Origin of the sequence: Candidatus Puniceispirillum marinum IMCC1322 (genome assembly GCF_000024465.1) — a bacterium.
GTDB lineage: Bacteria > Pseudomonadota > Alphaproteobacteria > Puniceispirillales > Puniceispirillaceae > Puniceispirillum > Puniceispirillum marinum.
In genome coordinates this window covers 670,764-694,395 of the sequence record NC_014010.1, presented here as the reverse complement: position 1 = coordinate 694,395, position 23,632 = coordinate 670,764, and the positions used below count along the sequence as shown (strand labels likewise).

The window sequence follows — 23,632 nt, the reverse complement described above, 5'->3', positions numbered from 1 at the left end:
TAACTAAGCTAGATGCCCTAAATGGGAGGGCATCACAATGACTGACAGCGAATTCAGATCATATAAGTATATAACCGAAAATTTGCGTACGTTGGGTTGGGACATTCGCAATCCATCAAAAGGAGGATCAGTTTATACGCAAGGGGAGTTTTTCAAACATGATAAGACTCTTGCCGATGGACTCGGGCTGAAAAAGCCAGAAAACATAGTCGTCTTTGAGTCAGGGTCTGAGGTTTGTTATTGGGTTATAGAAGCAAAAAGTAAGACGGATGATTTGTCAGTTGCCCTAAAAGAAGCGCAAACGTATTGTGAAGTGATCAACATGGCGAGTGGCACCTCACCTGCAAGATTGGTGTCAGCCGTTGCAGGATCACCAGATGAATCCATCATAGTACAAACTAAATTCTGGGACGGTGATAATTGGCAGGATATAACTATAAACAACTATGCCACTACTGGTTTTATATCACAATCTCAATGCATCCAAATAATTGAGTCTAATTCTCCTTCTATTGGTGGGTATGAAGTTAATCTTGATGAATTTCTGGTGAAAGCAAACGAAATCAATCATGACCTACACATCAACGCTGTTACCGCGAGCGAGCGAGCTTGCCTTGTGGCTGGCCTGTTACTTGCACTGGTCAAAGACAACGACATGAGTCTCAATAATGACCCTGCCACCTTGGTAAATGATATTAACGCTAGAATTGAAGCGTTGCTGAAAATTCATGGTAAGCTTGTTTTTTTTGACCAAGTAACGCTGAAACTTCCGGCAACCGCTGAAAACCATTTCAAATATAGAAGAGCAATTGTAAGGACAGTTCAGCATCTTAGAGAGATGAACGTACGGTCGGCGATCAATAGTGGTGCAGATGCACTAGGTCAATTTTATGAAACTTTTTTGAAGTATGCTAATGATGCAAGTGAAATGGGAATTGTCCTCACTCCTCGTCACATAACCAAATTTGCAGCAGAGGTTGTCGGTGTTGGGGCACATGATGTCATTTATGATCCAACGTGTGGCACTGGTGGTTTTTTGGTTGCGGCATTAGATAAGGTGCGTGAAACTTGCCAGCAGACTGATGGGGAAAAGTTCGATGCCTTCCGTAATGATAACCTTTACGGGATTGAACAATCGGATCGTGTCTTTAGTATTGCATTAGTCAATATGATTTTCCGTGGCGATGGTAGTAGCAAAATTCACAACGGTAATTGCTTTGACAATCAATTTAATATGCTGAGCAAGACGGTTAAACGACAATCTGCTAGTGAATGCGAACCTAATAAGGCGTCTGGGCCATTTACTAGAATTTTTATGAACCCACCATTTGCAGTTTCTGAGCCTGAGTGTGACTTTGTTGATCACGCCATTCTTCAAGCTGCACCAAGTGCAAAGCTGTTTGCCATACTGCCTAATGGACCGATCACGGGCGACGATCATAAAAAGTGGCGAAAGAACCTCTTATTACAACACACTGTTAAAGCGGTCATCAGAATGCAAGATGACCTATTCTACCCAGTCGCGAACAAGGGCACATACGCCATTATTTTAGAAACATGGAGGCCTCACAGAATTGATGATTTGGTTTACTTTGGCATTCTTTTTGACGGTCAAAGCGCTTCACAAAAATCAAAGTTAATCGCAAAGGCAACAGCACAAGATAATATGAATGAAATTACGGACGACTTACGCAAATTTATGCAAATAGGAGACACAAAAATAGGTGCTAAACCTCGCGAGAAAATTCTTTCGCCGCTCAAACTTGACGGGCTATATGACTTTGCGTCTGAAGCTTATCTCTCAAGTAGTGAAAAAATAAGTATTGCGCCAGAAAAAAGTATCGCTGGGGTGCTTAAAATGCTCGAAAGCGTGGAAGCCAAAAATGCACCCTTCATAATCGCGGCAAAGGAAATCAGGGAATTCCAAATTTCTGAATTGATACAACCTCGAAGAGGGCAATGTCCACCAGCGAAGGGATTGGGAGCGGGCAAGGTTCCCCTCATCACTACTAGAGAAAGCAACAATGGTGTTCATGGGATGTATGATGTTCCCACTGATCAGATTAAATTTGATCTTATTACAATAAGTGCAAATGGCAGTGGTGGTAAAGCATTCTATCATCCCTATCAGTTTGGCGCTGTCTCAGATGTGCTGATTTGTAACTTGCTAGACGAAATACCTAATGACCCTGCGCTAAAACTTTACATTTGCGAGGAGATTAACAACTGTTCATGGCGATATGACTATTATCGTAAATGTAGTGTAAAGAGAATGGTTCAAGATGTGAGAATACGTGTGCCGATGAAAAACGGCAAAATTGACATAACCGGAATAAAACTACATATTTTGGATAGCTCCCCAAGTTTTTCAACACTTGAGGCAAAGTTGATTGGGCTAAAAATTCAATAAATAATGTCACTGATATATGATTTACTAAAGAGCGAGGAAGTAGAAACCTTGAAGAAGGAAATACCGTACCTTTTAAAGGCCAAGCATCTCGCGGGCTGCAACGACTTTGCCATGCGATGTGCAGGCCGGGCTGAGCAAAGTGACGAAAGCAGGGGCTATATCTTCGGGTGCCGGAATCGTGCTTGGATCTTCGCCGGGAAATGCCGAAGCGCGCATAAGAGTTGCCGTTGCGCCGGGATTGATCATGTTCACCCGCAGATTTGTTTGTTCGGTTTCTGCCGCCCAGCATATGCCCAATGCTTCAAGCCCAGCTTTTGACGCAGCATAGGCACCCCAGAAAGCACGCGGGTTACTTGCCGCCCCCGATGATACAAGAATCGCACGGCCTGCATCACTTTGCAAAAGCAAAGGCTCCATCGCCTTTATCAGATGCCATTGCGCGGTCAGATTTATCATAATGGTGTTATTCCAAACGCTTTCTTCATGATGCGATACAGGCGTTAAAGGCCCAATCATGCCAGCATTGGCAACGAGGCCATCAAGATGTCCCCAGCGCCCTTGAATGGCACTGGCCAATCTTGGAATGGCAGGGGTGTCAGCCATATCAAGTTCAACAATTGTCGCTTTGCTTCCGGCTGATTTAATCGCATCGTCAGTTTCTTCCAGCGCGCCCATGGTTCGACCGGTAATAATCAACTCGGCACCAGCTTGTGCGGCGGCAATGGCCACAGCACGGCCAATGCCCCGGCTTGCACCTGTTACAAGTATCAGCTTGCCATCAAGATCTTGACTGCTCATGGTTTGAAATGATTCCTGTATTTGGTTAATTACGTCTTTGGTAAATACGAATTTAGTTAATCACACCATGTGAAACGCGCTTTGCCGACAGACCCGTGGCCAGCTTGATTGGGTAATCACCCGTGAAACAGGCGTCGCAAAACTGTGGGCAATCGGGGTCGCGTCGTGCTTCTCCCATGGCGCGATATAGACCATCAATCGAGATAAAGCTGAGACTATCAACGCCAATTTCCTTGGCTATATCATCAACAGACATCTGGGCGGCGATAAGTTGATCTTTATCCGGCGTGTCCACACCGTAAAAACAAGGGTTAATCGTTGGCGGGCTGGCTATGCGCATATGCACTTCGGTGGCACCAGCCGCGCGCATCATCAGAACAATCTTACGCGACGTTGTGCCACGGACAATAGAGTCATCGACCAGAATTACACGTTTGCCAGCAACCGCCGATGAATTCGCATTATGCTTCATCTTGACCGAGTCGGTGCGCCCTTTCTGTGTTGGCTGGATAAAGGTACGGCCAATATAATGATTCCGGATGATACCTAACTCGAACGGTATGTTTGCTGCCTGCGCATAACCAATTGCGGCGGGCAAACCTGAATCTGGCACGGGAACAACCAGATCAGCATCAACATGCGACTCAGTAGCCAGTTCAGCACCGATAGATTTGCGCGCGTGATAAACGCCGCGTCCTTCAAGTATACTGTCGGGGCGGGCAAAATAGATATATTCAAAAATGCAGAAGCGCGATGGCTGTTCTTGAAATGGCATGATTGACGTAATGCCGGTTTTGTCGATGACAACCATTTCGCCAGGCAAAAGATCACGAACAAATTCGGCGCCAACAATATCTAATCCACATGTTTCAGATGACAGCACATAGGCGTCATCACGTTTGCCCAATACAAGTGGACGTACACCATGAGGATCACGAACGCCAATCAGCATGTCATCGGCGATGCAAACTAGTGAATAGGCGCCTTCGATCTGTTTCAGCGCGTCAATCAATCGGTTGCTAACACCCTGCTGATGAGACCGTGCGACAAGGTGAACGATGATTTCTGTATCTGTAGATGATTGGAACAGGCTACCTGTTTCAACAAGCGATGCGCGCAAACGTGCCGCATTGGTCAAGTTTCCATTATGCGCCAAAGCAAAGCCACCAAAGGCCAGCTCGGATGAGAAAGGCTGAATATTGCGCACTTCCGATGGACCTGTTGTCGAGTAGCGATTATGCCCAATGGCGATATGGCCTTTGAGAGCCTGCATCGGTGCTGAATTAGCATCAAAGTTTTCACCAACATGGCCGACACCGCGATGTGCGTGAAAATCTTTGCCGTCAAAGCTGACAATGCCCGATGCTTCTTGGCCGCGATGCTGAAGCGCATGAAGGCCAAGGGCTGTATGAACGCTCGATTCAGGGGTACCATATATGCCAAAGATTGCACATTCTTCGTGAAAATGGTCGTCATCGAATGGATTTGTGGAAACACCAGTCATGCAATTTTCCCTGTTATAACGCGCAATCATATTGTGTGTCAGGTTATCCTCTTTAAGCCGTTGGTCGTCAAGAAGCCGATATAGTGCATAAGATGCTCATTCGACCTTTTCAGCCTCGTCAGCTAATAGATCGAGGTTATCACTTGCCGTTTTACTGATATCAGATAATGGGGCATCAGAAATTGGGACTTCGTCAGTGTCAATAAGCTCTTTATCGCCTGTGCCATCGTCCAGAGGCACATTTTCCAGCAGATTGTCGCGCATTTCTTCGGGAATCACGCCTGACAGACTGTGGACGCTTTGGCGCATAAATGGCGTGCTATAAGCCTCGGTCACAATATCAGGAAGTTTGCTTTCACCATCAAGAGCGACGACTGCTGTCATATAGGCAATTAGGACAATGACATAGCCTCTTACAAGCCCGAAAATAACGCCAAGCCATCGATCAAGACTGCCCAGTCCCGCCCGTTTCAGACCTGGTGACATCAGGCTTGCAATCACAAACCATACGACGACGGTAATGGCAAATGGTAATGCCCATGATAAGGCTGACGACAGCCCTTCAATATTGATGATCTCGGCTATTAAAGGTTCAAGGGCAGGGGCGCTTAGCTTGGCGACAAAAACCGAAATAACCCAGCCAACGATGCCAAGAAATTCGCGGGTCATACCGCGCAAGGTTGAAAACAGCGCCGAAACGACCAAGACAATCACTATGCCATAATCAACTAAATTAAGGACGGAAAAATCAATCATTTTTGAGCCCAAAGTGGCAGCAGGTAATACAATGTAACTAACATCATGTCATTCCCCCCATAATGTCAATCAGGTCAGATAATGTAGATGGCTGAGCAACAGATATTTTTGACGATGTGGATAGTTTTTTACGCGGTCGTGGCATGATTGCATTATCAAAACCCAGCTTTGCCGCTTCTTTCAACCGTGATTCGGCCTGCGCCACCTGACGTAATTCGGCTGATAAAGCGACTTCGCCAAAAAACACAGTGCGTTTAGGCGCAGGTCGTCCGGTTACTGACGAGATCAAAGCTGCGGCCACCGCCAAATCTGCGGCTGTTTCGGATATTTTCATACCACCAGCTACATTCAGAAAAATATCCCGGCCTGACAAGGGAACACCGCATCGGGCTTCGAGAACTGCTGTTAGCATGGCAAGGCGGCTACTGTCCCATCCCACCACGTTCCGTCTGGGTGAGGCCAGAGATGAAGGGGCAACAAGCGCTTCTATTTCAACCAGAAGTGGACGGCTTCCCTCGATGCCGGCAAAAACAACCGCGCCAGTGACCTCGTCACGGCGGTCAGCCAGAAATAGTTCGGATGGGTTGGGCACTTCGGCAAGCCCGGTTTCAACCATTTCGAAGACGCCAATTTCATCCGTAGCACCAAACCGGTTTTTAACACTGCGCAGAATGCGGAAATGATGCGAGCGATCACCTTCAAAATACAGTACTGAATCCACCATATGTTCAAGCACACGGGGGCCAGCGATGGCTCCGTCCTTGGTCACATGCCCAACAATCAACAAGGCAGCACCTTGCTGTTTTGCAGACCGAATGAGTTCCTGTGCTGTCGCACGTACCTGCGAGACCGTTCCTGGCGCCGAGTCTAATGTGGGCAGATACATAGTCTGTATCGAGTCTATGACAATAACATCGGGGCCATCAACACCACCAAGTGACGCGGCGATATCACTGGCATTGGTGGCGGTGGCTAATTGCACATTGGTATCGCTTAGCCCAAGACGCCGTGCGCGCATGCGCACCTGATCGGCTGATTCTTCTCCCGAAATATAGGCTGCTTTCAATCCACCAGATGCCAGCTTGCAAACAAGTTGCAATAACAAGGTTGATTTGCCAATACCGGGATCACCGCCAATCAAGGTTGCCGAGCCAGGCACGAGCCCACCTCCGGATACACGATCAAATTCTGAAATATGTGATAGATGTCGCGGTAATGGTTTAGTGTCGGGCGGAAGATCCAGTGCTTCAAGCGATATGCGACGACCCTGACTACGTTTGCCTGGCCCTGAAGGGGCTTCATTGCGTTCTTCGGCAAGCGTATTCCAAGCTCCACAATCGTCGCAACGGCCTGACCATTTTGGTGATGTCGCGCCGCATTGCTGGCACACAAAGCTGACCGATGATCGTGCCATCAATTATGTCCCTTTTGCGAGGGTCTTGTCAGTGGGCCCTCAGCAAGGCCATGCACAAACTGATGCACTTCGGGAACGCCGCTATCATCCATTTTGGCCACTGGTCCGCACCAGATAATGACACCATTATGGATCATCGCAACCTTGTCAGCAATTCGCCGTACAGATGCCATGTCATGACTGATGGTAATAGCGGTCGCGCCAAGGCGTTTGACAGCATCAACAATCAGGCTATCAATCACACCGCCTGTTATTGGATCAAGCCCGGATGTGGGTTCGTCGAAAAGCAAAATTTCGGGCTTGTCGGCAATGGCGCGAGCTAGCGCCACGCGTTTTTGCATACCCCCAGATAATTCGGCCGGATATTGATCAATTACATCAGGGGCAAGGCCAAGTTGGGTAATGGTATGTTTGGCGATTTGCCGAGCCTCATCGCGCGACATTTTCTGACTTTGAACCAGACGAAAGGTTACGTTTTGCCATATCGGCAAGGAATCAAATAACGCGCCAAACTGAAAAGTCATGCCAAAGCGCCGCCTTACGGCTTCGAGCTTTTTACGATTTGCGCCTAATATTTCCTGACCATCAATCTTGATCGACCCACCATCTGCCACAATTAGCCCCAGCAGACATTTGAGAGAGACTGATTTGCCACAGCCCGAGGTGCCAATGATACAAAGCGATTCTTCGGCATCGACTGAAATATCGATGCCGCGCAAAATCTGTTTACCGTCAAATGACTTGGTAACGCCTGCAAGTTCGATTTTGGGTGTCGGCATCATCTAGACTCCAAAATACAGGGCTGTAACAAGATAATTGGCGATCAAAATCAGGATTGACGATGACACAACCGCATTCGTCGTGGCGCGACCAACGCCTTCGGCGCCGCGCCCAGAATGATAGCCATGATAACAACCCATTAGGGCAATCAGAAAACCGAAAACGGCGGCTTTGACCAACCCAAGGGTAATATCGGAAACTTCCAGATATTCTAATGTCCGCGATAGATAAATCGATGGGTTAAAGCCCAGCCTATAGACCCCAACGATATATCCGCCAAACACGCCAATAATATCGCCAATCAAAACCAGAAATGGCAAGCATAACGTTCCTGCCATAATACGAGGGGCAACCAGATATTGCATAGGACGGGTGGAAAGCGTGTCGAGCGCATCAATCTGATCAGTAACGCGCATGGTGCCAATTTCGGCGGCCATTGACGCGCCGATCCGTCCGGCAACCATTAATCCAGCCAAGACCGGGCCCAACTCACGTGTGACAGATAGAACCACGACAGTTGCAACCGTATCTTCGGCAGAAAAGCGTGCAAATCCAGTATATGATTGAAGCGCGAGCACCATGCCTGAAAACAGCGTTGTCAAACCAACAACAGGTAAAGAATAGTACCCTATATCAAGCGTTTGTCGCCATAATTGCTGCCAATAATAGGGTGGAAAAAATGTCCAGCGGATGGCAGCTAGGGTGAACAACGTTATGCGACCAAGAGATGCCAAAAAATTCAGCACGGCGCGACCGATATTTCGCACAAAGCCAGTCATAAATGTGTCACCCTGATAGATCGTTACGCCGAATATTTAGCTGTTACATTTATGACAATGTTTGCACTTTTTGGCTATAGGTAATCTAAATATAGCGTCTGATCGCACGACGGCTAATGCCTGTCAGTATTTCATAAGGAATTGTGCTGGCATCATTTGCCATATCTTCGATGCTGTATAAATCGCTCAGTAACGCGGCGGTTTCGGCTTTCAGCATGATATTGGGTGGGATGTCAGTAACATCAATCGTGATGCTATCCATGGATATGCGGCCGATCACTGGCGCACGGTGTCCAAGAATATTTACAAAAGCTTTGTTGCTTAGATTGCGCTGATAGCCGTCAGCATAACCAACACCCACGGTTGCGATACGTGACGGCCGAGATAGGCGATGCGTGCCGCCATAACCAACCGTTGCGCCTTCGGGGGCGGTGCGCACCTGAATAATGCGTCCATGCCAGGTGATACATGATTTTAAGCCGTTTGAATCAGTGATGGCTTGGTCTTTACCGCATGGATGAACACCATAAATGGCTATGCCAGGTCGGGTCATCTGATAGTGAAATTCATTACCCAGAAATACGCCACCACTATTGGCAAGGCTGGCTTTGATACCGCCAAAAAAGCTACGATATTCGTCAAAGCGTGTTTTCTGGGCAGTATTGGCAGGGTCGTCGCTGATTTCTCCTGAAATCAGGTGACTCATGATATATGTGATCTCAAGGCCGTTCAAAGCCTGTTTATTTTCAATCAGCCAGTCAGTCTGATCCGGATCAAACCCAAGCCGTGTCATGCCAGTATCCAGATGCAGCATAGCTGGATAGGTCTCATTGGCATTCTGGGCATATAAGCGCCAGCGGCTCACTTGCTCAAGATCATTCAAAACAGGTGTCAGTCGATAAGCGCGCATGTCATGTTCTTGACCGCGGTGGCATCCGTGTAGCACCATGATCTGGGCGTCGGATATGCTGATATTGTCCAGATAGGTACGAAATGACACCGCTTCATCAAGATTGGCGACAAAGAATTGGCGGCATCCAGCCTTATAGAGCGCTGCACCAACGTGATTTGCGCCCAGACCGTAGCCATTTGCCTTAACCATAGCGGCGGTTATTGTGCTTTTTGGGGATAAACTGTCAAGATAAAGCCAGTTATGGGCGATAGCGCCAAGATCAATGTCAATGCGGTTGTCAGCCGCGCCAAAAGCCGCCAGCACATTTTCATCACCTGTGGACATGTTTAGAAACCCTCAGGCAGATGGGTGCTTTCGGTCAGATCAGTGAAATGGGTAAAGCGCTTTTCGAAATGCACATTCACCGAACCTGTAGGACCATGTCTTTGCTTGGCAACAATGATTTCGGCCTTGTTTTCGGCGCTTTGCATTTTGCTTAACCAGTCAGCATGGCGGATGTTAAAGGTATCAACCGACTCTTCCATTTTCTGTTCAGGTTCACGTTTATTGAGATAATATTCCTCACGATAGACAAACATCACCACATCGGCATCCTGTTCAATCGATCCAGACTCGCGCAAGTCAGACAGGTTTGGGCGCTTGTCTTCACGCATTTCAACAGCACGTGATAACTGTGACAAAGCCAGAACAGGCACATCAAGCTCTTTGGCTATTGCCTTTAATGTACGGCTGATATTGGAGATTTCCTGCACCCGGTTTTCAGATCGAACGCCAAGCTGGGCAGTTAGAAGCTGTAGATAGTCAACCACGATAACCCCAAGCCCAGACGTGCGTTTCAGGCGACGGGCACGGCTGGCAAGCTGGGATACAGAAAGGGCGGGCGTATCATCAATATAGAATGGCGCTGATGAAATGGCGGTACTGGCGGCAACCAGCTGGTCAAACTCCTGCGAATCCAGTTTGCCGCGCCGGATACTTTCCGAATCAACCCTGGCGCGCTCGCTCAAGATACGTGTGCCAAGCTGTTCAGCGGCCATTTCCAGTGAGAAAAAGGCAACCGGACTGGCGACTTCACCTGTCTTTGTCGTTGTTGCGGCATGAAAGGCGATATTCGTTGCCAGTGCGGTTTTACCCATTGCGGGACGACCAGCCAGAATGATCAGATCCGACCGCTGTAAACCACCCAAGAGATTATTCAGATCGGTTAAACCAGTGCTGGAGCCTGACAGATGTCCATCATTCTTACGCGCAAGATCTGCCTGATTAACACTGGCAGCGACAATGGTATCAAATCCGCGTAATCCGGTGCTGGCTGTATCATTTTCAGCGAGACGGAACAAATGTGCTTCGGCCGTTTCAATCTGGGTTGATGCCGGGGTATCGACTTCAGGCTGGATTGCATCAGTTATGACCTGATCGCTGATCAGGATCAATTCACGGCGCAGATGCGCCTCATGGATGGTATGGGCATAATCGGGTGCCTGACTGATGCTGATAACACCATCGGCAAGATCTGTAAGGTAATTCTGGGTGTCCGAATCCGGGAATTCATCACTGCCGGTGAAAAAGCTTTTCAGCGTTACCGGATTCGCCAGTTGCCCACGTTCGATCATCCGCATGATTGTCTGGAAAATACGCCCATGAAGGGGATCGTAAAAATGTTCGGCGCGCAGACGGTCGTCAATGCGCTCCATCACACTGTTATCAAGCAACAACGCGCCAAGCAGATTTTGCTCGGCTGGCAAATTATGTGGCATTTGCCGGGTCGGGCCAGTGCCAGATACGCCAGTTGGAAAGGGTTTTATGTTGGTTTGTTCTTCAGCCATGAACCAGATAGTAGGCTAATTTTTTGGTTATTAGGAGGTGTTAAGATTAAGTTTGATGGGGATAAGTGCCTTAAAATCATCTCTTAGCCTGTGGATAGTTTTTGGGCGCGGCAGAACAGAAAAAAGCCGGAGACAGGCTCCGGCTTTGATGTGCATTAAAATGTAGTTTTAAGCGTCTTTAGATGACTCGTCTGTGTCTGTAGATGCGTCTGCTTCAGCACTTTCGGCCTCAACTTCGGCAGTCTCAACTTCGGCTGACGCGGCTTCTTCAACAGCTTCAACAGCAGCAACCGCAACATTGATATTGTCGTCTTCATCGTCAATATCCTGAACACCACCGGTAACGGCAACACCTGTTTTCAGCTGGGTTTCGGCTTCTTCAAGTGAGCGCGCAATATTGACGATGATGTCAACATGCACTTCTGGATGAAGCCGGATGCGCGTGTCGGTCAGGCCAAGGGTTTTAATCGACTTGTCCATAACAACCTGTGAACGGGTAATGGTAAAACCAGCTTCGCTAACAGCTTCGGCAATATCACGCGATGTCACCGAACCAAATAACTGACCCATTTCTGAGGCTGCTCGTACCATATTGACAGCCAGACCAGCCATTTTACCAGCTTCGGTCTCGGCTTCACTACGGCGGGAAAGGTTATCAGCTTCACGCTGGGCGCGTTCGGTTTCAAACCGTTCGCGGTTGGATTTGTTGGCACGTAGCGCTTTGCCCTGTGGCAACAGAAAGTTGCGTGCATAGCCTGGCTTGACGGTGACGAGATCACCCATCTGTCCAAGTTTTTCCACGCGTTCTAGCAAAATGAGTTGCATATCGTATCTCCTAAAATCGAATGGCTGTTTCTATGACATGACGTAAGGCATAAGCGCCAAAAAGCGCGAACGCTTAATTGCGGTTGCCAGTTCACGCTGCTTTTTCGCAGATACAGCCGAAATACGTGAAGGAATGATTTTACCGCGCTCTGACGTGTAGCGTGCCAGAAGCTTGGTGTCTTTATAGTCGATCTTTGGCGCGTTTGCGCCAGAAAATGGACAAGACTTGCGGCGGCGATTAAATGGCTTGCGAAGGGCTTCGCGTTTGATTTCTAGCTGAGTCATTTATGCCTCCTCTTTCTCGGCAACTACGGCACTGTCAGCAGATGCTTCGGGTTTGTCGTCACTTCTAGGGCGATCGTCGCGGCGGTCATCATCACGCGGTCCACGTGATGGGCGCTCTGATTTGGCCTGCATCATGATCGATGGGGCTTCATCAACTTCTTCGATACGAATGTTCATGAAACGCAGAACATCTTCATTAAGACCCATGATACGCTCATATTCCTTTAGCGTGTCACTATCGGTCTCCATGTTGAACATGACATAATGGCCTTTCCGGTTCTTTTTGATCCGGTAAGCAAGGGTGCGAAGACCCCAATATTCGCGTTTTTTGATTGAACCGCCGGTGGATGTGATGATTCCGGCAAATTCGTCGGCCATGGCTTCAACCTGGGTAGACGAAACATCCTGACGTGCAATAAACACGCTTTCATACAAGCGCATGATAACTCCTTCTGGCTCGTTGTCTGAACATCGATTTATGAACAGACCAACCGGTTTCCCGGCAAGGATTTCAAAGATTTCAAAAGCTGGTGATAGATTTCTATGCATCAACTTGTGCCGCACCATACACAAATATCTGGCAGATGCAAGCGTTTCGGCCATATATCATGTGCCCAGATGACATGACGGCACCTGTCTGCTACTAGTGACAGACTGAAACAAGTTATTTTGAACATTGTGAGGGACATATGACTACAACCAAGATGGCGTTTTTGTTTCCGGGTCAAGGGGCGCAAGCTATAGGTATGGGACGTCAACTTGCCGCATCGCATGACGTGGCACGGCATCTGTTTGAAGAGGTGAATGATGCGCTAAGTGAGGATCTGTTCGCACTAATGCAAAATGGCCCCGAAGATGTTCTACGTTTGACACGAAACGCCCAGCCAGCCTTGTTTGCGGCGTCAATGGCGGCGGTACGCGTGCTAGAAACTGAAATTGGCAAGCCGTTGACCGCGGTGGCTACATATGTTGCTGGTCACTCATTGGGTGAATATGCAGCACTTGCGGCGGCAGGTAGCCTTGGCATTGCTGATGCTGCACAGCTTTTGCGCCAGCGAGGTGATGCTATGCAGGCGGCGGTTGCTGATGGTGATGGGGCCATGGCCGCCATACTTGGTGCAGATGAAGCGCAGATTGATGCCATTCTGACTGAGGCGTCAGCCAAAGGTCTTGTACAAATCGCAAATGATAATGCGCCAGGTCAGATTGTTATTAGCGGCATGACAGACGCAGTTGATGCAGCGATCGATATTGCCAAGGATGCAGGCATTCGCCGCGCTATCAAATTACCAGTCAGTGCGCCTTTTCATTGTGACCTGATGGCACCTGCTGCCGATACCATGCAGTCTGCCCTTGGATCAGTGTCTATGTTCGATTCGATTGTACCTGTTATATGTAATGTTAGTGCTGCCGCTGAAACGGATGCTGATATGTTGCGGGCAAATCTTATAACCCAAATTTGTAGTCGTGTGCGCTGGCGAGAGACGTTGATGCTGTTGGGGCAATCTGAGATAACGCATTTTATCGAGCTTGGTACTGGTAAAGTTTTATCGGGTCTGGTTAAGCGAACATTGGAAGATGTCAGCATCGCTAACCTTGATGGTACAGATGATCTGGACAAGGTTCTGTCACAATTCTAGAACAGACTGAAACCTGCGCTTTTTAAAGACTGCAGAATTGAAAATCTATCTACGGGAGAATAGTGAATGTTCGATCTAACTGGCAAAGTTGCCCTAATCACCGGTGCCAGTGGCGGTATCGGCGCGGCTATAGCGACAGCGTTACACAAGCAAGGGGCAACAGTTGTTCTTCATGGCACGCGTGCCGCGGCACTTGAAGCCTTGAAAGCATCACTTGGTGACCGTGCACATGTTTGTACGGCAGATTTATCTGACCGAGAGGCTGTAGCTGGTTTGATAGATGCTGCAGCCGCACTTGCCGGGCCCATTTCCATTCTGGTCAATAATGCTGGCATTACCCGTGATGGTCTGGCCATGCGGATGAAGGATGAAGATTGGGACAGTGTTCTTGAAGTCAATATGACATCAACGATGGCATTGTGCCGCGCATCTCTGCGTAGCATGATGAAAGCGCGGTCAGGTCGTATTATTTCTGTTTCTTCGGTTGTTGGTGTGACGGGTAATCCCGGGCAAACCAATTACGCGGCATCAAAAGCAGGTATGATCGGCTATAGTAAATCTTTGGCGCAGGAAGTGGCTAGTCGGGGTATCACCGTAAATGTGGTGGCGCCCGGATTTATTGCGACGCCGATGACTGATGTGCTGGACGATACCCAAAAAGAAAGCCTTTTGACGCGCGTGCCGGCAAACCGGCTTGGCAATCCCGAAGAAATCGCGGCAACCGTAGTATTTTTAGCCAGCGATGAGGCAGCTTACATTACAGGGGCAACGATGCATGTGAATGGTGGTATGGCAATGCTGTAAAGATAGATGTGTATAATATAGATGTGCTTAATATAGACATCACCTTACTTTACATGGATTTATTTCAATATATCGCCAATGACTTGGCATGTTATTAGCGTTAAAATACATAAAAGCTGATTTTTAAAGCTTGTAAGGGGTGGCACAAGACAAGAAATTATGGTAATTGCCGCCCAATTTTAAATTTCTGAGTCGTTTAATCGGCAAGAATCAACCTTCTTAAAGGGGCACAATATGAGCGATATCGCAGATCGTGTTAAGAACATCGTAGTTGAACATCTTGGTGTAGATGCAGATAAGGTTGTTGAGGGCGCAAGCTTCATCGATGATCTTGGCGCAGATAGCCTTGATACAGTGGAATTGGTAATGGCATTTGAAGAAGAATTCGGTGTCGAAATTCCTGATGATGCTGCAGAAAAAATTCTCACTGTGAAAGACGCCGTGTCATTCTTGGAAGAGAGCGCATCTTAAAGTTAGAGTGCAAGAATGTTTAACGTAGCCCTGTCTAAATAGGGCTACGTATTATCGCCTAAACAGACCCGGAGGACAGTTTGCGTCGCGTTGTTGTTACTGGAATGGGAATGGTTACACCGCTAGGTGTTGGCGTTGACCATAATTGGTCTAATATTATTGCCGGAAACAGCGGTATATCCCGCATCACTAATTTTGATGTGTCAGATATATCTTGCCAGATTGCAGGCCAAGTGCCTGAAGCTGGCGTCGCAGGCGGATTGCAAATGGATGATTTCGTTGATCCTCGTGATCAGCGCAAACAAGATCGTTTCATCCAGCTGGGACTGGTTGCTGCGATTGAAGCGGTTGAAAATTCAGGATGGATGCCTGAAGGCCGTGAGGATCAGAACCGCACTGGCGTGATGATTGGGTCAGGTATTGGTGGTCTGGACTCGATTGTTAAAACAGATCAGTTGATGCATGAAAAGGGACCTCGGCGTATTAGCCCGTTCTTTATACCATCAGCTTTGATCAATCTTATTTCTGGTTTTGTTTCAATACGATACGGCTTTCGCGGCCCTAACCATGCGGTCGTAACGGCATGTTCAACTGGTGCGCATGCCATTGGTGATGCAGCACGGATGGTCATGCTTGATGATGCCGACGTGATGGTTGCGGGTGGTGCAGAAGCCGCAGTATGTCGAATTGGTATGGCTGGTTTTGCGGCAGCCCGCGCATTATCTACAAGCTATAATGATACACCTGAACTCGGTTCACGCCCGTGGGATAAAGGCCGTGATGGATTTGTGATGGGCGAGGGTGCTGGGGTTGTTGTTCTGGAAGAACTGGAGCATGCCAAAGCACGCGGCGCGACTATCTATGGTGAAATCAAAGGCTATGGTCTTTCGGGTGATGCGCATCATATTACGGCGCCTGCAGATGATGGTGATGGCGGATTCCGCGCTATGCAGGCAGCCTTAAAACGTGCAGGTCTTTCGCCTGACGATATTGACTATGTGAATGCGCACGGAACATCTACACCGCTTGGTGACGTTATTGAGGCGCGCGCCGTTGCGCGTCTGCTGGGTGATGCCGTCAAGGATATTTCAATGTCGTCAACCAAAAGCGCGACCGGACATTTGCTTGGGGCGGCTGGCGCCATTGAAGCAATTTTCTCGCTTAAAGCCGTGCAAACCGGCGAGGTGCCACCGACTTTGAATTTGAATGACGCCGAAGATGCTGTCGCAGATTTTGACCTTGTGCCACTGACATCTAAAAAACGTACTGTACGGAATGCTATGTCGAATTCGTTTGGATTTGGCGGTACAAATGCCTCGCTTATCATGGGTCAGGTTACCTAATGATGCCGACACCGATCCGTTGGTTAATCTGGTCGGTTGTTGTTGGCGTTATCATCCTTACGATTACGACTGGCGGATTATGGGCCTGGCGCGCACAGGTGCTTGACGCCCCAGGTCCGCATTCAGAAGATGTCATGTTTATTGTTGAAGCGGGCAATGGACATGCGACTTTGCGCTATCGTCTGAAAAGTGCGGGGGTGATCCATCAGACCTATCATTATGATGCCGCACGCATCATGGCTGGGGATCAATTTGTACCCAAAGCAGGTGAATATCTGCTTCCCGCCGCATCAAGCCTGAACGAAGTAATGGATATTCTGCATTCAGGACGAAGTTATCAAAGACGGATTACGATTATTGAAGGCTTGCGCTCATCTGAAGTGGTTGCCCAGATCATGGCGATGGATCATCTATCGGGTACGATCGACAAGATTCCCGATGAAGGTAGTCTATTACCCGAAACTTACTTTTTCACACATAATACAAAACGTTCGGCGCTTATTGCGCGGATGCAGGATGTAATGGCCATCACAATAGCCGAAGCCTGGGCATCACGAGCTGATGATTTACCTTATAAACGAATGCAAGATGCAGTAATTATGGCATCGATCATCGAAAAGGAGTCGAGCATCGCTAGTGAACGGCTTATGGTGGCTTCGGTTCTGGTGAACCGACTCAAAAAAGGTATGCGGCTACAGTCCGATCCGACGGTTGTTTATGACACCAATCCAGCAATCGATATGAGCAGGGTTATCACCAAGGCAGATTTGAAACGCAAAACCCCGTGGAATACATATGTTATCAAAGGCTTGCCAAAAACACCAATTGCCAATCCGGGTCGCGAATCCATTCTTGCGGCATTAAATCCAGCAGATAGTGATTATTTGTATTTCGTCTCAGACGGTAAAGGTGGGTCGCGATTTGCAAAAACACTGGACGCACACAACCGGAATGTAAGATTATTCAGACAATTTCAGCGTGCGGCAAAAAAATAGAGCGATAGGGCAGGACGTTATTATGGCCAAAAATGAAGATTCAAAGATGCAATCAAACATTATAGGTCGTCGCGGCTTTATGCTTGTCCTTTCATCTCCATCAGGTGCTGGTAAAACCACAATTGCACGACGTCTGATCGAAGAAGAAAATGGTCTATATATGTCCGTTTCAGCAACGACACGACCACGAAGACCTGGTGAGGTTGAGGGCAAGGATTATTATTTTGTCGAGGACGAAACTTTTCATTTAATGGCCAATCGTGGTGAATTTTTAGAGCATGCCAACGTCTTTGATCACTATTACGCCACGCCTGCGGTACCGGTGATGAATGCGTTGAGTGAAGGGCGCGATATTCTGTTTGATATAGACTGGCAGGGTACCCAGCAAATTGCTGATAAAAGCCGAGATGACCTTGTATCAGTCTTTATTCTGCCCCCATCCACCCAAGATCTCGAAAAACGCCTTTTAAACCGCGCTCAGGATAGTGCAGAAGTGGTCGCCAAACGTATGTCAAAGGCGGCAGATGAAATTAGCCATTATCGTGAATATGATTATATTCTGGTTAATGAAAATGTCGATAAAGCGATCAGTGATATTAAGGCCATCATGGTAGCCGAAAGGCTAAAACGTGATCGACAGGTCGGCCTGACTGATTTTGTCAAAGAACTTCGTGACCAAATTTAACCAGACTAATTATTATTTAGCCGAAGGCTTTGGTTTCATGTAGCTCGGCAAGCTTGCAAAATGACTCTATATCAAGGTCTTGTGGGCGGGTTTCTGGGTCAATGCCAGCCGCCAAAAGCAACGCTTCCCCACCAATTTTTTTCAAAGAACTTCGTAGCATTTTGCGTCTTTGGCCAAAGGCATGTCGTGTCACATCTTCAAGATATTGTTGTCTGCAAGGAAAACGGGGCGCAGCCAGCGGTATGATTTGGACAACTGACGATGTTATCTTTGGTGCAGGTACAAAGGCTTCGGGGGGGATGTCGAACAAGATTTCGGCATCGGCTAACCATCCGGCAAGTACGCTTAACCGACCATAGGCACTATCACCAGGTTTGGCTGTGATACGTAAAGCTACCTCTCGTTGGAACATTAATGTCATGGACTCAAAGTCTGCGGCATGTTCGAGCCAGCGGATCAGCAAGGTTGTAGCGATATTGTATGGTAAATTGGCAATGATGCGTCGCGGCGCTGGTTCAATATCCCAGATCGGGAAATCCATGGCATCAGCTTCAGTCAGTTCCAGTCGTCCTCTGGATGCAGATAATAGTGAAGCCAAAACATCTGGGGCCCGCCAATCCTTTTCGATGGCCAGCACCTTTGTAGCACCTTCAAGAAGCAGGGCGCGTGTCAATCCACCCGGTCCAGGACCTATTTCTATTGTTGTGCCTGTCAGAGGGGCCGCAGACCGTGCAATGCGTCGCGTTAAATTGAGATCAAACAAAAAGTTTTGCCCAAGGGATTTACGCGCACGCATATCCATCGCGCCAACAAGGTCACGCAAGGATGGCAAATTGTCGATTTCACTATTGCTGGCGTCGATATCAGCTTGGTCTGGCTGTGGTGTGGCAGATTTATCGCGCATTATTTGATGCCTGCCTTGTTGCCATATGACGCGCCTGTTTAAGCGCGGCGATTAGGCTGTCTGGCCGGGCAATAGCTTTGCCAGCGATATCAAAACCGGTACCATGATCGGGCGATGTCCGAATGAAATCAAGACCAAGTGTAATGTTAACGCCCCCATAAAAATCAATTGTTTTTATAGGTATAAGAACCTGATCATGATACATGCCCAAAACAGCATCATAAGTGGCTCTGGCTTCGGCATGGAACAAAGTATCGGCTGAATGGGGGCCCGTCACATTGATGTTCTCGGCACGAAGAGTAGCAATGGCCGGGGCTATGACCTTTTCATCTTCTTGGCCAATAGAGCCTTGCTCACCGGCATGGGGATTGAGTCCGCACACTGCTATATGTGGGTCTTTGATGCCTTCCAACCTATGCAGGCTTTTTGCTATCAGATGGCACGCATCGATAATCATTGCGCTGGTGATTGTGGGGGCGACCTCAGTAAGCGGGATATGAATGGTCAGCGGGACAACGCGCAATTGATCACATGCAAGCATCATTAATGGCGCGCCTTTATCCAGCGAGGATAGGCTGCCAAGAAATTCCGTATGGCCGGGATAGGTAAAGCCAGCTTCATATAAGGTTGCTTTGGCAATCGGGTTGGTCACCATTGCGGCGGCTTGCCCTGATTGTACATAAGTTGCCGCATCTTTAATGGCTTGGATAACCACGGGTGCGTTAGCTATATCAGGCTTGCCAGCTTGGGGTGAGACAGCCCATGAAACGGGCATGACTTGAAGCGCGCCACAATCAGGACTAAAGGCATCAAGTTGTGAGATAGAGATAATCGGTATCTCTATGCCAAGGGTGCTGGCAAGAGATTCAAGCCTTGGAACATTGTCCAAAATAACAAAATCTTTACATCCATTTTGCCATGCTTTTAGCGCAATTTCCGCACCGATACCTGCAGGATCTCCGGGCGTTACAATGATTGGTGTTTGTGCCACTACAAAGCCTCAGTCTATAAACTCGATTGATGCTTTGCGCCTAAGCCGCAACAGATAACGCTCGCTTAAGGATCCAAAAAGGCGATTGAACTGAACACGATATATGTCGTCACGCGTTGGCAAATTCAATTCAGGCTTGAGACGTTTACATACCATGAATGATGCAACACCCTCGCTAAAAGACAAAGCTTCACTAGGCTCACCAACATTCAGCTCTTTAACTAGATTTTGCATTTGCGGCGCAAGTTCGCCAAGACGAAGATCTTCCAACCTTGGCGCGGTGCCCGATCCATATTCTTCATGTAGAGCAACCATAGAGTCACAGTCATTGATGTCTGTGACATCACGTCCTAGCTGGGCTGCAGCTTCCAATCTGTCAGACTTTGTGGCCTCTGCATTGACAGGCAGAACTGCGCGAACCAGCCAAATACGTGACTGTGAAATATCATTTGCGCCATCTTTACGATCACCGGTTTTTTTGAAAATATAAACCGCACCATCAAGCTGTATTGGATCACTTACGCCGCCAACATCAAGTGGGGCGATCATGGCTTGTAGCTTTTCAGGAAGGCGTTCTAATAAAACCCATCCTAAACGTCCGCCTTGTTGGGCTGTGCCGGCGGCAGAATATTGCTGGGCAATGGCGTTAAAATCAGCCCCTTTTTTAACAGCTTTTACCATTTCGGTGGCCAGCGCCATTGTCGCCGCCAAAGGACGATTGGGTTCAGGCGCAAGAACAATTTCACTGATATTTACCTGTGGTTGTGATGCATCAGCCCTAATACGTTCAAGTTCAAGATCAATTTTTCCGTCTATTTCTGCAAATATGTCAGCAAATTTATCCTGTAAATAACCACTCCATATAAGGTCGGCAGCAAATTTTGTTTTCACCGCGTCATAATTCAGATTAAGGCGTCTAAGGGCTGCTGACCCTGACTCACTATCTGAAGCAAATGACTGGTCAATCAGATCGGTAGCTGGCCTGTTAGCCTGTTGTTGTACTAGAGGGTTTGTCGATAGAGCCGCTTGCATCTTTAACGTATCATCAACAAGCATCTGTAGAGCGTCTTTGCGAATCTGCTTTTCGATATTCTCAGTCTCTGGGAGATTTGTCACGGCTTTCAAAAACAAAACACGTTGATCAACATCATAGTTGGTGATCGGTTTGCCATCTACCTTTGCAACTATTTTAATATTTGCAGAAGCATTGAGCCCCCCTAAAGCCATCATGCCAATGAGCATGATGGATGTGGTAAAAATTCGGAATAATGAATATTGTTTCATCACATTTTCCAGTCAATTTTCGTCAAGTCGTGCCAACATGATCGAGCCAATAAGCAATACAGTAATAGCTGGTGTCCAGCCAGCCACTAATGCTGGCACAGTAAGCGAAGTGCCCATGACATGCATTAGGTAACTAAAAATAAAAATACATGTTGCTATACCAAGGCCTTTGATGACTAATTTCATCTGTCGTCCTCGATTTATTGAACGAACGGTGATACGCGTTGCTATCATTGAAATGCCAACAAGTAAAAATGGAAACGCCAATATTTTGTTAAAATGTATTTCGTGGTTGATTGTTGGCAACCCAGCTCGTTCAAGAACCGTTATAAAATGCGGAAGCGCATAAATCGAGATTGAATGGGGGGATTGACCAGATCGCGTCAGGTCAACAGCTTCCAGATTGGTTGGGATGATGAATGTGCCAAGTTCGTTCTGTAACCCATCACTGTCCCATTTAATACCGTCAACGACTTCCCAACCCATCTGAGTCAATTGTATTGACTGGGCTTGAACGCGCCAATTCAGCTCAAACCCATTCACAAAACTGTATATTGTCGGATTACTTATTTGCGCTGTTTTCATATCCAGCGCATCGCCATTGATAATGATTTTTACATTATCCTGCATGTCACGAAGCCAGATCCCGCTTTCAGATATTGTTAAATTATTTGAAATATCATCATTTAGGGTGGCCATCTGGCTATTGTATCTTTTGGACGTTACCGCACCAATCGGATTTATTACCATAACGAACAGAACGCCTATGGCTAGTGCCGACACTAAAACGGGACTCAATGACACCCAGATAGATTGCCCAAAGCCCCTAGTTACAACAAATTCATTTGATTTATTCCAAGCGTGAAAACACAGCATTGTGCCAATAAGCACTGCAAATGGTAAAATTACTTCAATAATATTTGGTAAGTTGAGCATTGCCAGCACAGATACGCTGATCTCTTCGACATCGGATTTATTGACGCTTTTCTGGCGCATAAGCTCGACGCTTTGGATTACGCTAATAATGACGGTGAGTCCAAAAAGACACAGCAATATCCATCGCGTGTAGTAAAAGGCGAAATAGCGAAATAATGTGCCAAATATAAAGAACGGGTTCATGCTTTACACATTTCTTGCAAATTTCAGTGGTCTAGCTAATGCAATACCGCAAATCAAAATAGGCAATGTGGTAACAATATGAATCAAAATCCATAAGTGAGGCATTGTAATTGTCCAGCTTCGGGCAAGGATTAACGCAACAATAAGGCCAAGGCAGCAACTGATATTTATTAGAGATCGCCGCAACCAGAGATCCCGGCGTAACTGGCCATGCAAAGTAATGGCAATAACCATCATAATGAGCGCCAATGCCAGAACAGGCGAGGCTATGCGGTAATGTCCTTCGGCTATTCTCTGAAATGCGTAATCTGCATAGGGTGATTTTTTGGCATCAAGCAAGTTGCTTATGCTATCTTCATTCATGTCGTTTGCGATGCGCTCACTTGGTTTTTTCTCGTTTGTGACAAGTGAAAGCGAATGCGTTTCAAATAAAAGTAAAGCACCTGACTCGCCGTCACTATTCACTTCTAATCGTTGACCATTGCCCAGAATTAATGTTGGGTGGTAGTCTTTTCCCACGAATTTTCCATTTTCTGCAGTCAGGATGATTGTTTTATCAATCGTTCGCGTATCTTGAATGAATACATCGCTTACAACGTCATTTTCTTCACGCGAGCCAATAAACATGGTTAGCCCCGGTACCACTTCGGTAAACACACCATCCTGCAAAAGAATTACGGGTATGCCGTTTCGAAGGTTGAATTGGAGATCCTTGTATATGCCAAATGAAGTTGGCAACAGATATACCGAATTAAAATACAGAACACTAGTTAGTAACATGCCCAAAGCTATAGGTGCTTTGGCAAGTTGAGCTGGGCTGAGGCCGACAGCCTGCATTACGGTGAGTTCACGGTCTGCAAGAATACGATGAAAGACCCAGTTTACCGCTACAAAACCGGCAATGGGAAGCGCGATAGTTAACCAAAGGGGAATTACAGTTATTGACATCAGAAGAAAATCAAAAATGGGCGCGCCCTTATTCACAACAAGTTCAAGTAACTTAATCGTCTGAAACAGCCACATGATGCCAATAAGCACCATTGAGATAACGCAGGTGGCACGAAACAGCTGGTTGAAAATGTAGATATTAAACTGCATGATAGAGC

At 47.4% G+C, this 23,632-nt stretch carries 23 protein-coding genes; 7 read left to right on the top strand and 16 right to left on the bottom strand.

Going from position 1 to position 23,632, the window contains the following annotated elements; genetic code table 11:
* The first annotated feature begins 37 nt into the window (after positions 1 to 37).
* Entirely contained in the window at positions 38 to 2,410 is a 2,373-nt protein-coding gene (locus SAR116_RS03360) for an HsdM family class I SAM-dependent methyltransferase (protein ID WP_013045525.1), read from the top strand.
* A gap of 72 nt (positions 2,411 to 2,482) precedes the next feature.
* On the opposite strand, the gene SAR116_RS03355 is transcribed toward SAR116_RS03360, so the two are convergent.
* From SAR116_RS03355 to rpsF, 11 genes are all read right to left on the bottom strand, one after another.
* On the bottom strand, positions 2,483 to 3,208 hold the full coding sequence (locus SAR116_RS03355; protein WP_013045524.1) for an SDR family NAD(P)-dependent oxidoreductase: 726 nt from the start codon (positions 3,206 to 3,208) through the stop codon (positions 2,483 to 2,485).
* Positions 3,209 to 3,260: 52 nt separating this feature from the next.
* Entirely contained in the window at positions 3,261 to 4,712 is a 1,452-nt protein-coding gene (purF, locus tag SAR116_RS03350; protein WP_013045523.1) for an amidophosphoribosyltransferase, read from the bottom strand.
* Between the two features lie 96 nt (positions 4,713 to 4,808).
* The gene (locus SAR116_RS03345; protein WP_013045522.1) at positions 4,809 to 5,468 is read right to left on the bottom strand and encodes a CvpA family protein; all 660 of its coding nucleotides are present in this window, start codon (positions 5,466 to 5,468) and stop codon (positions 4,809 to 4,811) included.
* Between the two features lie 43 nt (positions 5,469 to 5,511).
* Positions 5,512 to 6,882: a DNA repair protein RadA gene (gene radA / locus SAR116_RS03340; protein ID WP_013045521.1), complete on the bottom strand. Its 1,371-nt coding sequence runs from the start codon at positions 6,880 to 6,882 to the stop codon at positions 5,512 to 5,514.
* Positions 6,882 to 7,664: an ABC transporter ATP-binding protein gene (locus SAR116_RS03335; protein WP_013045520.1), complete on the bottom strand. Its 783-nt coding sequence runs from the start codon at positions 7,662 to 7,664 to the stop codon at positions 6,882 to 6,884. The genes radA and SAR116_RS03335 overlap by 1 nt, the downstream gene beginning before the upstream one ends.
* Positions 7,665 to 8,441 (bottom strand): MlaE family ABC transporter permease, encoded by a 777-nt coding sequence (locus SAR116_RS03330; RefSeq protein WP_013045519.1) that lies wholly within the window; start codon positions 8,439 to 8,441, stop codon positions 7,665 to 7,667.
* Between the two features lie 85 nt (positions 8,442 to 8,526).
* Positions 8,527 to 9,678, bottom strand: coding sequence for an alanine racemase (alr, locus tag SAR116_RS03325; RefSeq protein ID WP_013045518.1), 1,152 nt, complete (start codon positions 9,676 to 9,678; stop codon positions 8,527 to 8,529).
* Positions 9,679 to 9,680: 2 nt separating this feature from the next.
* Entirely contained in the window at positions 9,681 to 11,180 is a 1,500-nt protein-coding gene (locus SAR116_RS03320) for a replicative DNA helicase (protein WP_013045517.1), read from the bottom strand.
* Between the two features lie 168 nt (positions 11,181 to 11,348).
* On the bottom strand, positions 11,349 to 12,005 hold the full coding sequence (gene rplI / locus SAR116_RS03315; RefSeq protein ID WP_013045516.1) for a 50S ribosomal protein L9: 657 nt from the start codon (positions 12,003 to 12,005) through the stop codon (positions 11,349 to 11,351).
* 30 nt (positions 12,006 to 12,035) lie between these two features.
* Complete coding sequence (gene rpsR, locus SAR116_RS03310) at positions 12,036 to 12,290, bottom strand: 30S ribosomal protein S18 (RefSeq protein ID WP_013045515.1); 255 nt, start codon at positions 12,288 to 12,290, stop codon at positions 12,036 to 12,038.
* On the bottom strand, positions 12,291 to 12,731 hold the full coding sequence (rpsF, locus tag SAR116_RS03305) for a 30S ribosomal protein S6 (protein WP_013045514.1): 441 nt from the start codon (positions 12,729 to 12,731) through the stop codon (positions 12,291 to 12,293).
* Between the two features lie 248 nt (positions 12,732 to 12,979).
* Here rpsF and fabD point away from each other — a divergent pair, with 248 nt between their 5' ends.
* The 6 genes from fabD (at position 12,980) to gmk (ending at position 18,228) form a co-directional block, all read left to right on the top strand.
* Positions 12,980 to 13,930 carry an ACP S-malonyltransferase gene (gene fabD / locus SAR116_RS03300; protein WP_013045513.1) on the top strand — a complete coding sequence of 317 codons (951 nt, stop codon included), beginning with the start codon at positions 12,980 to 12,982 and terminating at the stop codon, positions 13,928 to 13,930.
* A 66-nt stretch (positions 13,931 to 13,996) separates the two neighbouring features.
* Positions 13,997 to 14,734, top strand: a complete 738-nt coding sequence (fabG, locus tag SAR116_RS03295; RefSeq protein ID WP_013045512.1) for a 3-oxoacyl-[acyl-carrier-protein] reductase — start codon at positions 13,997 to 13,999, stop codon at positions 14,732 to 14,734.
* A gap of 234 nt (positions 14,735 to 14,968) precedes the next feature.
* Positions 14,969 to 15,205, top strand: a complete 237-nt coding sequence (locus SAR116_RS03290; RefSeq protein WP_013045511.1) for an acyl carrier protein — start codon at positions 14,969 to 14,971, stop codon at positions 15,203 to 15,205.
* Positions 15,206 to 15,285: 80 nt separating this feature from the next.
* Positions 15,286 to 16,548: a beta-ketoacyl-ACP synthase II gene (fabF, locus tag SAR116_RS03285; protein WP_013045510.1), complete on the top strand. Its 1,263-nt coding sequence runs from the start codon at positions 15,286 to 15,288 to the stop codon at positions 16,546 to 16,548.
* On the top strand, positions 16,548 to 17,543 hold the full coding sequence (gene mltG, locus SAR116_RS03280; protein ID WP_013045509.1) for an endolytic transglycosylase MltG: 996 nt from the start codon (positions 16,548 to 16,550) through the stop codon (positions 17,541 to 17,543). The genes fabF and mltG overlap by 1 nt, the downstream gene beginning before the upstream one ends.
* Before the next feature lie 22 nt (positions 17,544 to 17,565).
* Positions 17,566 to 18,228 carry a guanylate kinase gene (gene gmk, locus SAR116_RS03275; protein ID WP_013045508.1) on the top strand — a complete coding sequence of 221 codons (663 nt, stop codon included), beginning with the start codon at positions 17,566 to 17,568 and terminating at the stop codon, positions 18,226 to 18,228.
* Positions 18,229 to 18,244: 16 nt separating this feature from the next.
* Here the strand turns inward: gmk and rsmA are convergent, their stop codons facing one another.
* The 5 genes from rsmA to SAR116_RS03250 are packed head-to-tail and all read right to left on the bottom strand — an operon-like array spanning position 18,245 to position 23,624.
* The gene (gene rsmA, locus SAR116_RS03270) at positions 18,245 to 19,132 is read right to left on the bottom strand and encodes a 16S rRNA (adenine(1518)-N(6)/adenine(1519)-N(6))-dimethyltransferase RsmA (RefSeq protein WP_013045507.1); all 888 of its coding nucleotides are present in this window, start codon (positions 19,130 to 19,132) and stop codon (positions 18,245 to 18,247) included.
* Positions 19,122 to 20,123, bottom strand: a complete 1,002-nt coding sequence (pdxA, locus tag SAR116_RS03265; RefSeq protein WP_013045506.1) for a 4-hydroxythreonine-4-phosphate dehydrogenase PdxA — start codon at positions 20,121 to 20,123, stop codon at positions 19,122 to 19,124. The genes rsmA and pdxA overlap by 11 nt, the downstream gene beginning before the upstream one ends.
* Before the next feature lie 9 nt (positions 20,124 to 20,132).
* Positions 20,133 to 21,407 carry a peptidylprolyl isomerase gene (locus SAR116_RS03260; protein WP_013045505.1) on the bottom strand — a complete coding sequence of 425 codons (1,275 nt, stop codon included), beginning with the start codon at positions 21,405 to 21,407 and terminating at the stop codon, positions 20,133 to 20,135.
* Between the two features lie 12 nt (positions 21,408 to 21,419).
* A complete protein-coding gene (locus SAR116_RS03255) occupies positions 21,420 to 22,526 on the bottom strand; it encodes an LptF/LptG family permease (protein WP_013045504.1) in 1,107 nt (368 codons plus the stop codon).
* Between the two features lie 3 nt (positions 22,527 to 22,529).
* Positions 22,530 to 23,624 carry an LptF/LptG family permease gene (locus SAR116_RS03250; protein ID WP_013045503.1) on the bottom strand — a complete coding sequence of 365 codons (1,095 nt, stop codon included), beginning with the start codon at positions 23,622 to 23,624 and terminating at the stop codon, positions 22,530 to 22,532.
* Positions 23,625 to 23,632: the final 8 nt, after the last annotated feature.